This is a genomic window from Lactococcus petauri (assembly GCF_023499275.1).
Taxonomy (GTDB): domain Bacteria; phylum Bacillota; class Bacilli; order Lactobacillales; family Streptococcaceae; genus Lactococcus; species Lactococcus petauri.
The window spans coordinates 1,646,685-1,659,465 of the sequence record NZ_CP094882.1; the positions used below are offsets into that span (position 1 = coordinate 1,646,685).

General features: G+C 36.0%; 10 protein-coding genes and 1 riboswitch. Of the genes, 1 reads left to right on the forward strand and 9 read right to left on the reverse strand.

What is annotated here, in order from left to right; translation table 11 throughout:
• Positions 1-7: 7 nt before the first annotated feature.
• The 6 genes from lgb_RS08000 to lgb_RS08025 form a co-directional block, all read right to left on the reverse strand.
• Positions 8-1,321, reverse strand: coding sequence for an aspartate kinase (locus tag lgb_RS08000; RefSeq protein ID WP_019294324.1), 1,314 nt, complete (start codon positions 1,319-1,321; stop codon positions 8-10).
• Positions 1,318-2,310 (reverse strand): aspartate-semialdehyde dehydrogenase, encoded by a 993-nt coding sequence (locus lgb_RS08005; RefSeq protein ID WP_019294325.1) that lies wholly within the window; start codon positions 2,308-2,310, stop codon positions 1,318-1,320. Before lgb_RS08005 ends, lgb_RS08000 begins: the two co-directional genes overlap by 4 nt.
• 165 nt (positions 2,311-2,475) lie before the next feature.
• Positions 2,476-3,174: a 2,3,4,5-tetrahydropyridine-2,6-dicarboxylate N-acetyltransferase gene (gene dapD, locus lgb_RS08010; RefSeq protein ID WP_019294326.1), complete on the reverse strand. Its 699-nt coding sequence runs from the start codon at positions 3,172-3,174 to the stop codon at positions 2,476-2,478.
• 93 nt (positions 3,175-3,267) lie between these two features.
• Complete coding sequence (gene dapB / locus lgb_RS08015) at positions 3,268-3,978, reverse strand: 4-hydroxy-tetrahydrodipicolinate reductase (RefSeq protein WP_019294327.1); 711 nt, start codon at positions 3,976-3,978, stop codon at positions 3,268-3,270.
• Positions 3,978-4,841, reverse strand: coding sequence for a 4-hydroxy-tetrahydrodipicolinate synthase (dapA, locus tag lgb_RS08020; RefSeq protein WP_003134262.1), 864 nt, complete (start codon positions 4,839-4,841; stop codon positions 3,978-3,980). The genes dapB and dapA overlap by 1 nt, the downstream gene beginning before the upstream one ends.
• 215 nt (positions 4,842-5,056) lie before the next feature.
• Entirely contained in the window at positions 5,057-6,316 is a 1,260-nt protein-coding gene (locus lgb_RS08025) for a diaminopimelate decarboxylase (RefSeq protein ID WP_019294328.1), read from the reverse strand.
• Positions 6,317-6,682: 366 nt separating this feature from the next.
• Positions 6,683-6,855: riboswitch (Lysine riboswitch) on the reverse strand.
• 265 nt (positions 6,856-7,120) lie between these two features.
• Here lgb_RS08025 and lgb_RS08030 point away from each other — a divergent pair.
• A complete protein-coding gene (locus lgb_RS08030; RefSeq protein WP_019294329.1) occupies positions 7,121-8,284 on the forward strand; it encodes a pyridoxal phosphate-dependent aminotransferase in 1,164 nt (387 codons plus the stop codon).
• 153 nt (positions 8,285-8,437) lie between these two features.
• Here lgb_RS08030 and gad read toward each other — a convergent pair whose 3' ends face one another.
• The 3 genes from gad to lgb_RS08045 form a co-directional block, all read right to left on the reverse strand.
• On the reverse strand, positions 8,438-9,838 hold the full coding sequence (gene gad, locus lgb_RS08035; protein WP_019294330.1) for a glutamate decarboxylase: 1,401 nt from the start codon (positions 9,836-9,838) through the stop codon (positions 8,438-8,440).
• 20 nt (positions 9,839-9,858) lie between these two features.
• Positions 9,859-11,370, reverse strand: a complete 1,512-nt coding sequence (gene gadC / locus lgb_RS08040) for a glutamate/gamma-aminobutyrate antiporter (RefSeq protein ID WP_249663201.1) — start codon at positions 11,368-11,370, stop codon at positions 9,859-9,861.
• 144 nt (positions 11,371-11,514) lie between these two features.
• The gene (locus tag lgb_RS08045) at positions 11,515-12,339 is read right to left on the reverse strand and encodes an Rgg/GadR/MutR family transcriptional regulator (protein ID WP_019294331.1); all 825 of its coding nucleotides are present in this window, start codon (positions 12,337-12,339) and stop codon (positions 11,515-11,517) included.
• Positions 12,340-12,781 lie beyond the last annotated feature (442 nt).

Consider the following 12,781-nt stretch of genomic DNA (forward strand, 5'->3'; position numbering starts at 1 on the left):
AAGTCCTTTAGGTTGTCAATTCTTCATATAAGGCGACTAAAGCCCTTTGATAATGCTTATTGGCAACACCGATAATGATATTGATTCCACGCGGGCTTTGTGTAATAAGCTCAATATCGATATCTTCTTTAGCAAGTGCTGTAAAAATTTTGTTCGTAACTTTTGCTGAGCGTATAATTTCTTCACCTACAACTGTCAAAAGCGAAATATTTTCTTTGACTGTGACATCATCTGCTTTCAAATCTTTTTTTAGGCGGTCCAGTAAATCAAGCAAAATCTCTTCTACTTCAACCATTTCGACGATAACTCCGATTTGATTGATACCTGTAGGGAGATGTTCAATATTCAAATGATAATCATCAAAAATTTTCAAAGTACGTTGTAAAAAACCAACCTCTGTTGCCATTTGATTTTTGACAATATTAATCGAAACATAGTTTTTTCTGCCTGAAATTCCTGAAACTTGTGTCGTATGCGTACGGTGTTCTGCCAAAATCAAAGTGCCTTCGGCGTCTGGAGCATTCGTATTTTTAATATGCAAAGGAATATTGAGTTCACGAATCGGATAAATCGTCTCAGCATGCAGCACACTCGCCCCCATATAAGACAATTCACTCAACTCTTCATAAGTCAATTCACTGATTGTTGCTGGATTGTTAATAATGCGCGGATCTGCCATCATTACACCTGATACATCTGTCCAGTTTTCATATTTATCAGCACCTAAACAGCTTGCCAGAATTGCTCCTGAAATATCTGAACCACCACGACTCAAAAGTTTGATTTTTCCATTTTGGAAAGCACCGTAAAATCCTGGGAGAACAATTCTCTCAATTCCAGAGAATTGTTCCTGCAACAAACGTTTTGTCATTTCCAAATTGATACGACCGTTACCTGAAAAGGAAATTACTTCAGCAGCATCAATAAATTGATAGCCCAGATATTCCGCCATTAGATGTGCTGTAAAATACTCGCCACGACTCACCAGATAATCCTCTGTAAATTGACCCGAATCCAGCTCACATTTAAGTTCCTCTAAATGTGATAAGATGTCGTATTTAAGCTGCAATTCTTCTTTGACTGCAACAAATCGAGTGACTAAATTATCCCAAAGTGCTTGGTAAGAAACACCGTGTTTCACATGAGCCGCAATGAGATAGAGCAAGTCGGTAACCTTATCATCAGATGGATTTTTACGTCCAATCGCTGAAACAACGACAATTTTTTTCGTTTCATCTTGGCTGACAATATTTTTTACTTTTTGAAATTGGCTTTCTGTAGATAAGGATGAACCGCCAAATTTTGCAATAGTTAATGTCAAATTAAATTCTCCTGGATCATATGTTCCGCAATTTGAATTGCATTTAATGCTGCGCCTTTACGGATATTATCAGCTACGCAGTAAAAGAGTAAACTGTTTGCTTGCGCCAAATCTTCACGAATACGTCCAACATAAACATTATCATTACCATTTGCGATTGTTGAAACTGGATATTCATGATTTTTAGGGTTATCGATAAGAGTTATACCTTCTTGGTTTGAAAAAACCTCACGAACTTCGCTAAGCGTGAAAGGCTGATCCAATATTACCTGGATACTCACACCGTGACTGTTTATTACTGGAACACGTACACAAGTTGCTGAAACAGCCAACTCTGGCTTATGTAAGATTTTACGTGTTTCATTGACCATTTTCATCTCTTCTTTGGTATATCCATTTTCAAAGAAAACATCAATTTCAGGAAGGGCTGTTTCAGAGATATTATATGGATAAAATTCTGGTGCTTTGCCTTGACGTGTCCGAAGTAAATCGTCACGACCTTTCTGTCCGCTTCCACTTACTGCTTGGAAAGTTGTATAGTTCACTTGTAAAATACCAAAGGCTTTCTCCAAAGCATAAAGCGGTAAAACAGATTGAATCGTTGAACAGTTTGGGTTGGCAATGATTTTATTCATTTGCGTATCTTGGATATTAATTTCTGGGACAACCAGGCCAATTCCAGGATTTTCACGCCAAACTGATGAGTTATCAATGACAACCAACCCTTTTTCTCGTGCAATTGGGGCAAATTGTTCAGAAGTATCTCCGCCAGCACTAAAAAGGGCAATATCATAACCATTAAATGAATCAGCCGTTAATTCTTCAACTACGTATTCTTGACCCGCAAAAGACAAAACTGAACCTGCTGAACGACTTGAGGCTAATAATTTCAAATTTTTAATTGGGAAATTTCTTTGTTCTAAAATATCGAGAAAAGTACGACCAACAAGTCCAGTTGCACCCACAACACATATATTATATTTTTTCATTTTTATCCTTTCTTCTTTGGATATAAGATACTCGAAGATAAAGTTTGTACACTCTAAAGTTAAATAACTTTGGCGCTATTTGAAGTGCATGGACGATATACTCCATTTATTAATAGCGTACGAAGCATCCTGTATGTTGATAAATAGTCTATCCTTATGGCAATTTTACAAATTTCTCAACGCTTCTTCCTGTGCAGTTTTTTGCTGCGTTTGGGCATCAATTTTCTTGATAATACGGGCTGGCACACCAGCAACAACTACATTTTCAGGAACATCTTGTGTCACAATAGCACCGGCCGCAACAACTGAACCTGAACCGACTTGTACACCTTCAATAACCACTGCATTTGCACCCACAAGTACATTATCCCCAATACGCACAGGCACAGATGAAGCTGGTTCAATTACACCAGCAAGTACTGCGCCTGCACCAATATGGGAATTTTTACCTACTGTTGCACGTCCTCCTAGAACAGCACCCATATCAATCATTGTACCAGCCCCAATTTCAGCACCTATATTAATAATTGCTCCCATCATGATTACTGCATGATCACCAATTACGACATGTTCACGGATAATTGCACCTGGCTCGATACGTCCATTGACATCGCGAATATCAAGCAAGGGCACAGCTGAATTGCGGCTATCAAGCTCCACAATATAGTCTTTATTTTCAGTCATATCAGCCAAAAGCGGTTGAATCAAACTCCAATCCCCAAACAAAGTATTGCTGATTTTGATGATTTCTTTTGGTATTTGACCTGTCAATTGACCTTCAAAAGTTACTTTAACTGTTGTTTTTTTCTCAGCATTTCCAATATATTGAATAATTTCTTGAGCCGAAATTTTTTGTGCTTTCATAAATCTCCTTCTTGTGTGTAATCCTATAAAAACTAATTTTTTTAAGGAATATACAAAATTTATTTTATTGCTTCTCTTCTATAAAAATAGGACTTAATTCACTCCGTCTTTTCCAAAAAGAACTTCCTCCATTGAATACATCCCACTTTCTTGATGAATAAGCCAATTCATCCCTGTGATCGCCCCTTTTACAAAAATCATTTTCGAAAGAGCTTCATGCTTAATCGTAAGAAGTTCGTCCCTTCCTGCAAATATTACTTCATGTTCGCCAACGATTGTACCCCCTCGAACAGCATGCACTCCAATCTCTTTCTTCTCACGTGGCTTTATACCTGAACGTCCATGAACAACTTTATAGCCCAATGTTTCATTGATACTGTCAAGTAACATATTTGCCGTACCAGATGGAGCATCTATTTTTTTATTATGATGTTTTTCAATGATTTCAATATCAAAACTGTCCGATAAAATATAGGTCATTTCTTTGACTAAACGATTCATCAAGATAACTCCAATACTAAAATTGCCACTAAATAATACAGGCATTTTTTCAGAAAGGTGATCAATTGTTACCTTTTGTATGTCGTCAAAGCCTGTTGTGGCAATAACTGTGGCTGTTGGATGCTTTTCTAGATATTTAGCAAGATTATTGAGATTCTCAGGGTGTGAAAAATCAATGATCACATCGAATTTTTCTTCTGGAATATCCTTTGTTAAGGATACGACTGTTAATTCATGCTCTTTTTCTAGCTCTGCCGCAAGCAGCCCGCCCATTGTACCTGTTCCAATTTGTAAAACTTTCATTATAAAATCTCCAATTCTTTAAGAAGTTGAATTTTTGCCGTTTCGGATGGCTCGTCAAGTGGCAACCGAACAGAACCGACATTATAACCGAGTTGATTCATCACAAATTTGACCGGAATTGGATTTGCTTCTATAAATAAGCTGTCAATCAAGTTCAAATATTTTTGTTGCAGACTCAAAGAATGAGCTGGGTTGGTCGCAAAAGTTTCGATTAACTCCTTAACTACATCTGGCATGAAGTTAGCCCAAACACTGATTACACCCGAAGCGCCTAAACTCAGGCATGGAACTATCATATCGTCATTACCACTATATAATGCAAAATTATTAGAAAGATAGCGGCTAATTTTTTCCACATAGGCAATATCGCCTGATGCTTCTTTTAAGCCTGTAATATTCGGGTGTTTCGCCAATACTTCTACGGCTTCAACAGAAAGATTCACTCCTGTTCTACCTGGTGCATTGTACATGATAATCGGAATATCGACAGACTCCGCAATCTTAGTAAAATGCTTTAACATCCCTGTTTCATTGGTTTTATTATAATAAGGGGTAATCACAAGCAAACTATCCGCACCTAACTTTTCAAATGCTTGAGCAAATTCCACTGCTTGTGCTGTGTTATTACTTCCTGCTCCAACATTGATATGAATACGTCCAGCAACCTGTTTAACTACAAACTCAACGATTGCTTTTTTCTCCTCAAAGCTAATCGTCGGTGCTTCTCCTGTTGTGCCTAAAATAGAAATAGCCGCACTTCCATGGCTAATCTGAAATTCAATCAGCTCAGCTAATTTTTCAAAATTTATAGAATTATCATCATTAAAGGGCGTGATGAGCGCCACAATTGAACCTTTAAGCATTATTTTCTCCTGTAGATTTATTTCAGAAACCTTTGACGAGTGTTGCGATAGAAGAAAAGGAAACTACTCATCGTATAATTTTCTTTCTCTTGAAAAACATCTCCTCTTCGCCTTGTTCTTACTCCACTCCTTTAATTTGTATCCAAATGTTATTTATGATTTTATCAGTGGTTAGAAGTAAAAGCTGTTACAAGCATTCACCAGCTAATTTTCGGTTAGATTTCAAACTCAAAGCCATCCAATGTTGCAAAATAGTCTTCAGGTCGCTCTGCCCGTCGAATCATACGCGTGCTCCCATCTTGCTGAAGCAATAATTCGGCACTTCGTAATTTTGCATTATACTGATATCCCATCGAAAAACCATGCGCACCTGTGTCATGAATGACTAATAGGTCTCCCTCATCAATCACAGGAAGTTCGCGCTGCCTGGCAAATTTATCATTGTTTTCACATAATGAACCAGTCACGTCAACAATTTCTTTCACTTTACCTTCCTCCTTTCCTATAACAGTAATATGATGATAAGCATCATAAAATGCTGGTCTCATCAGATTAACTGCGCTCGCATCCACACCAATATACGTCCGATAGGTTTGCTTTCTATGCAAGACACGTGTGACCAGTAAGCCATGAGGCGCCAACATAAAGCGTCCCAGTTCCGTATAAATTTTGACTTCTCCTAGGCCATTGGCAGTTAGAACTTCATCATAAACACGATGTACTCCTTCGCCAATGACAGCAATATCGTTAGGAGCTTCATCCGGACGATAATTAACGCCGATACCACCAGAAAGATTTATAAAATCAAGAGAAACGCCTGTTTTTTCACGAATTTCAAGTGCTAATTCAAATAATTGCTGTGCTAATTTTGGATAATATTCATTTGTCACAGTATTTGAAGCCAAAAAGCTATGCATTCCAAATTTCTTCACACCCAACTTTTGCAAATCTCTAATTCCCTGAATTAGTTGGGCTTTTGTCATTCCAAATTTTGATTCTTCAGGATTATCCATAATTTTGGTACCCATTGTAAAAACTCCACCAGGGTTATAGCGTAAGCTCATTGTTTCGGGAAATTCAAATCCTGCCAATGTGGATAAAAATTCAATATGGTTGTATGCATCAATATTAATCGTAGCCCCTAGCTTTTTGGCTAATAAAAATTCTTCAGCTGGAGTGTCATTTGATGAAAACATTATTTCAGAATTATCAAAACCACATTTATTTGCCAGTATAAGCTCAACATAACTCGCGCAATCAGCTCCACAGCCTTCTTCTTGCAAAATTTTCAAAATTGCAGGCGTTGGTGTAGCTTTTACCGCAAAGAATTCTTTGAAACCTTTATTCCAAGAAAATGCTGTGTTTAGCGCTCTTGCTTTTTCACGAATTCCGTGCTCGTCATACAAATGAAATGGTGTCGGAAATTCTGCAGTAATTTTATCTAATTGATCTTTAGTAATAAATGGTACTTTCATTTCATGCTCCTGTGGACTTGCTATGCAAATCTTTATCTGAAGATTTCGGTAGTTTCAATGCTATGGAGGCTTGTCAAAAATTGTAACTGAAAGAAGGAAGATTTTACTTTTAGTCTACCAAATGATATTTTTTCCCATCTCAATCTTTAACTCTGTCTCCAGTGCCCTTTGACCACTGATATAATGAGTTTTGATGTAAGAAGCAGAGTTTTTCTTATTCGTTGACTCGCTAAAACATTATTCTATCGTTGTCGCGCTTCAACCTACAAACTCACATCGTATAAAAACAAAAGGCACTTGTAAGTACAAGCGCCTTTTATGTCGTCATGAAAATAGAGTAAAAAAAGAATTCTATATTATTCGGTTCGATCACTTAGCGCCAGACTTATTCAAGTCCGAGTGGTATAGGTGTTTCCTATACCCCCACGCTAGCCAGATGCCTCTGTTGCTAACGTTCGGCAATGATTACCTTTCGTACACGGTCGTCGGATGCCTCCTCTCGTGTAGTACTCATTTGCATTGCTACCTCTAATTTATTTTTCACAATTATAATATTTTCAGTATTGTTTGTCAATTGAAAACTTTTCAAATTTTTGGTATTGACTTATTTTTTTCTTTAAAACTGCTTTAAATCAAGGTTTACAAGGTGTATTTTTTATCTGAACTTCTGAACCTCCAAAATATTTTGCAACATTGTTTTGTGAATTTTTAAAATAAAATGCTATAATACAAATTTAAAACGACAAATATACGGAGTTTTTGCTTGAACCCAACTTTAACTATTGACCTGCGGAGGTGCTATGTATGGATTTATCAAATAAATTTAACACTAATCTTGGAAAAATTGAAATTTCTAAAATTCGTGAATTTGATCAGGAAATCTCCAAAATACCGAATGTTTTGAAATTAACACTTGGTGAACCAGATTTTCCGACACCTGAACATATCAAAAAAGCTGCAATTGATGCGATTGATGCCGATGAAAGTCATTATACTGGCATGCGTGGCCTGATTGAACTACGTCATGCAGCCAGTCAATTTGTAGCTGAAAAATACAATTTACATTACGATGCTGAAACAGAAATTTTGACCACAGTTGGTGTCACAGAGGCGATTGCTACTTGTCTCCTTTCAATTATTGAACCTGGCGATAAAGTTCTAATCCCAGCACCTGCTTACCCAGGTTATGCGCCTGTAGTAAGCTTAGCTGGCGGTCAATTGGTCGAGATTGATACCACAACTGATAAATTTGTCTTAACTCCTGAAAAACTTGAACAAGTATTGAACGAAACCGAGAATATCAAGGCTATCATCCTTAATTATCCTTCAAATCCAACGGGCATAACTTACACTCATGCCCAACTTAAAACACTTGCTGAAATCATCAAAAAACATGAAATTTTTGTCCTTTCTGACGAAGTTTATTCTGAAATTAACTATAGCCAACATGTACATACTTCTATTTCGACCTTTTTACGTGATCAAACTTTTGTACTTAATGGCCTTTCAAAATCACATGCGATGACGGGTTGGCGAATGGGGCTGATTTTTGCAGAAAAATACTTGATTGATCAGCTTGTAAAAACACACCAATATCTGGTTACTTCTGCCTCAACACAATCGCAATGGGCAGCAGTTGAAGCTCTGAGTAAAGGAAAAAATGATGCTGAGCTAATGAAAGCCGAATACCTCAAACGGCGGGATTACATTATTGAGAAAATGACTGAACTTGGCTTTGAAATTATCAAGCCAGACGGGGCTTTCTATATTTTTGCCAAAATTCCAGCAGAATATAACAGCAATTCTTTTGAATTTTTATATGATTTTGCAAAGAAAAAACATGTAGCATTCATTCCAGGCTCAGCCTTTGGCCAATATGGTGAAGGTTATGTCCGTTTGTCCTATGCAGCTTCAATGGAAGTGATTAAGATTGCTATGGAGAGATTGAAAGAATATCTTTCGGAATAACTTACTATTATGGTTGTGCTATACTCAGAGTTTATCTTTGCTTTAATGTAAACCTTCTCAAAAAAGACGAGATTTTTCTCGTCTTTTTTGTTATGTATTCATTCTTGTTATTAATTAACGAAAATAGGTTTGGCTTGTAAAAAAGAGATTGTTTTAATGTGTAAATCCATATACTTTATTTTTAGGATTATTATGGTATTTAAGATGTGCCTTATTCAAAAATTCAATAGCTTCTTGCATATCTTGCACGTAATTGTATGCCATATTCATTCCAAAATCCGCTCGAATTACTATCCGTTGTATAATATTATCCTCTAAGTTTTTTGGTAAAGGATAGGCTGGCACTTGCCATCCTTTCATTAATAAACGATCGGCTAAGTCGTATAAATCCCAGTCACAATTTCCGTCTTCTCTTAATTTATAGCATACAATTGGAAGTTGTGATCCATCATTTACAATTTCAAATAAACCTGTTTTTTCAATTGATTTTGCTAAATACATCGCTACTTTATGCGTTCTTTCATGTATAGCTTTGTATCCATCAAAACCATAGCGTACAAAATTATAATATTGTCCTATCAGCTGAGCTGCGCTATGAGAAAAGTTAATAGCCATGGTTGGTAATTCTCCTCCAAGATAGCTTACTTTAAAAATTAACTCCTCTGGTAGATATTTCTTATCACGCCATAATACCCAGCCTACTCCAGGATAAACGAGACCGTACTTATGACCTGATGTATTGATGGAAATGACATTTTTTAATCGAAAATCCCACTTAAGATGTGGTTCAACAAATGGTGCATAAAGTCCACCTGAAGCAGCATCTACGTGTATGTACACTTTATAATCTGTACGTTTGTTGTGTTCTTCAACTAACTTATCAAGAGCCTTGATATCGTCATATCTTCCTGTATACGTAATCCCCATAATCCCTACAATACCAATAGTATATTCATCAACATAATCCATAACCTTATCTAGATTAATTGACATGTGATTTTTGTCCATCGGTACTTCACGCATTTCAATATCCCAATATACACAGAATTTTTCCCAACAAACTTGATATCCAGAAGAAATAACGAGATTTGGTTTTTTAGCATTAATGTCCAAGCCTAACTTTTCTGCTCGTTTACGCCAAGAGAATTTCATTGCCATCCCTCCCAACATACAAGCTTCTGAAGAACCAATTGTTGATGTTCCCATAAACTGTTCGTTTTCACTTGCATTCCAAAGGTCAGCAATCATATTTACACAACGGTTTTCGATTTCGGTTGTTCTTGGATATTCTGATTTATCTATTGCATTTTTCTCAAGAGTTTGACTCATTAGTTTTACTGCTTCGGGTTCCATGTATGTTTGACAAAAAGTGGCTAAGTTCAACCGCGCATTCCCTTCATCTAGCATCTCATCTTGAACTAATTGATAAGCTACCCGAGGTTCGATCGATTTTCTCCCTAATTTATATTTGGGCAAATCAACTTGTTCACTTTCGGAGCCAAATATTGGTTCTAAAAATTCTGCCTCATCACGATTTTCTTTTCCATATAACATATTTACATCCTCCAATTTCTTTAATGTTTTAATATATGTTCTTCATTCTTTACAATATGATGCTCCCCTCGAGCTGCCGGATAAACGGCTGGATTCACTTCTCCTGCTTTGAAGTGAATTGGTTCTTCAAGAGATCCATGACTCTTTTTATCATGTAGTTCATAAATAACAAATGGTAAGATTACTGTAACAGCAAAGCTTATAAGTAATATCATTTGATAAGTTCGTGTCTCACTTTGAGCAATTGATTCCGGTGGGACAAAAGAAATTAATAAAGCAAACAGAGATAATAATAACCCTACTCCTGCAATAATTGATTTGCCTATCATTTTTCCTGGAACATTATATGTTCGTTTTAAATTCTTTTTCTTGTAGATTAAGACGAAATAACCTAAGAAAAATAGTAGATAACCAACCAAATAGATAACTACAGTCAAAGAAATTGCTACCAAGAAGGACAAGTTATTGCCGCCACCACCAAAGGTTAAAATCGCTCCCCAAAGAGTCACGATGACACCTTGAATCATAACTAAAGGCACGGGAACGTCATGGGTATTCGTTTTTCGTAAAAATTTTGGAAGTAATCCACGTTGCGCTGCTGCAAACATTCCTCGAGAAGGCCCAACTACCCATGAGCTTACTTCTCCCATTACTCCAAACGCAATCATTATTGCAATTATTTTGACCAACCAACTTAAGTGGTTATTAAAATGTAAGATCAGCGTTTGAAAAGTCTGAATCACACCAGCGCTTAAAGATAACTCTTTTTGAGGTATTACTGCAGCCACTGTAAAGCCCCCAAGCGCATCTAAAGAAATAGCTAATATTACTAATAAAACCATTGCTAAAGGATAATTTCTTTTTGGATTTTCTAACTCATTGATATGAGAAGCTGAAGCTTCAACTCCCATATAAGCTAAAATAAACGAAACAAAAACTACCAATGTTGAAAGCTGTGAAAAGTCTGGAATAAAAGCTGCCTTATTGATGGGGATTTCTATAGGATTTCCTCCTACAAAATAAGCTACTGCTAATACAAATAAGATAATGGATGGAATTACAATCCCGATTATAAATCCCGCTTTTACTAATTTTGCAGTGCGCTGAGTCCCACCTAATTGTGAAAAGGTCAGTCCCCAAAAAATGACCAGCAAGCCTATAAATTTAATGAGTGGATCTGAGTTTAAAGCTTCAAAATTTAATACGTATGAAAGTGCTCCTAAGATAAAGTATATCATTGTTACAAATCCAACTGTAATTTGAAACCATTGGAAAAAAATTGCCGCAAATCCAAAACGCTCTCCTAAAGTTTGGCTCACCCAGCTGAAAATGCCTCCATTTTTCCCCCCTTCAACTGTGGACATTTCTGCAGCACATAGGGCAACTGGTAAAAACCATAGTATTCCGCCTAGTAGTAAAAAGAAAACTAAGTGCAATTTAGAAGTGGCAAAGGTCGGATACTCATATACGGTCAAAACCATTGAAGCAGTTAAAGCAAAGAATCCGAATAATGTTAATTTTTTTTGATTCATCATACCTCCTTAAAATATGTGGCAACAATTTTCAAAATAATTGTTGCCCAAATCTAGTTTTCATCTCCTTTCTATATCAAGTATATTCTCTTAAAAATAAAAAAACTCTCTGTATCTGTTGCTTTAAAGCAACAGATACAGAGATTAATTTTTTAAAAACTTTTCCAACCTTCTTTGATAAAATTCTTTCAATCGTAAACCTCCAAATTCCTCCAAAGCTCCCAGAGCACAATTAATTTTTTTACGTCCTAAATCCTTATCTTCAAAGTTAAAAATAACAATTCCTGTTGCCAGATGCCTTAAAACTTCAGCATATAAATCCACTCCCATTTCCCGATATTTTTTGGTAATTTCTAATATATTTTCAGCTTCACTTCTTTCCCCATGCGCTGCAAAAATAGCCGCACTTTGATACGCAATCTGTAATAATCTTCGTCTGTACTTTAATAATCGACAATATTTTTCACACCTTTTGTCAAAATTGGCCAGAAGATTTTCCAGCTGATCAATAGCAATATGATCTGAGACAAAATAAAATAATGTGAGCTCAAAATAGCCCCATTCTTTAACATTACAAAGATAATTTTCAATCTCTCTCACTTCCAGGGGACTTATATTTTCAAGTCGAGTTTTTGCAGCAAGTGACAACATATGTTTTCCTGCTTCACGCGCCTCAAGATATAACTTTTGAATTTTATTTAGATCTTGACTAAAGTCCGCTTCTTCTAGTTCCAACAAGAAAAAATCTTGATAATTGGGCATAAAGTTATTTACAATTAATTCGTACTCTGCTAAGGGGACTTGCATCTCTTCTAACATCAAGTCAACGCGCTCAAAACTCATCATACTTTGCCCTCTTTCAAATCGAGATAAATTTGCTCTATTTATTCCAATCTTACTAAAATATGAGAGTCCCAAATTCTTTTGGTTCCTTAACTTTTTAAAACAATCTCCATATTTTTTATACACAGTTAATGACCTCCTAATTTTGTTTTTAACGTTATGATAAATAACAATAATTACATTTATGCCTAAAAAAATATGCACGTGAAATTATAACTCATTTACAAGTTGGTCGTCAAATATATACTCAATTAAGGCTATCAGGCATAGGTTTTTATGTTCAAAAAACTTCCTTTTAAATCTCTATATGGCGAAATTAATTTATCTCTGTGAGTTCAAAGCATTGACAGTTTTCTTAGAAAATGATATTATTACTCCTAATAAAAACGAAAGGAGCTGTACAACCAATGATCAACTGTTATTCTACTCAACTTTGGCAAAGATACAGGTGTATGTATGGCTTCTAACTGAAGAAAACCATAGATACAAATTTTAGTGTACTTTCTAAAACCTGTATCTATGCTCAAATTGGATGATTAAAGCATAGAAGTTTCTATGCTTTTTTTGT

Bases quoted from the DNA above. Each gene is read 5' to 3' on its own strand.
- lgb_RS08005 (WP_019294325.1), bottom strand. From the start codon at position 2,310: ATGAAAAAATATAATATATGTGTTGTGGGTGCAACTGGACTTGTTGGT.
- dapD (WP_019294326.1), bottom strand. From the start codon at position 3,174: ATGAAAGCACAAAAAATTTCGGCTCAAGAAATTATTCAATATATTGGA.
- dapB (WP_019294327.1), bottom strand. From the start codon at position 3,978: ATGAAAGTTTTACAAATTGGAACAGGTACAATGGGCGGGCTGCTTGCG.
- dapA (WP_003134262.1), bottom strand. From the start codon at position 4,841: ATGCTTAAAGGTTCAATTGTGGCGCTCATCACGCCCTTTAATGATGAT.
- lgb_RS08025 (WP_019294328.1), bottom strand. From the start codon at position 6,316: ATGAAAGTACCATTTATTACTAAAGATCAATTAGATAAAATTACTGCA.
- lgb_RS08030 (WP_019294329.1), top strand. From the start codon at position 7,121: ATGGATTTATCAAATAAATTTAACACTAATCTTGGAAAAATTGAAATT.
- gad (WP_019294330.1), bottom strand. From the start codon at position 9,838: ATGTTATATGGAAAAGAAAATCGTGATGAGGCAGAATTTTTAGAACCA.
- gadC (WP_249663201.1), bottom strand. From the start codon at position 11,370: ATGAATCAAAAAAAATTAACATTATTCGGATTCTTTGCTTTAACTGCT.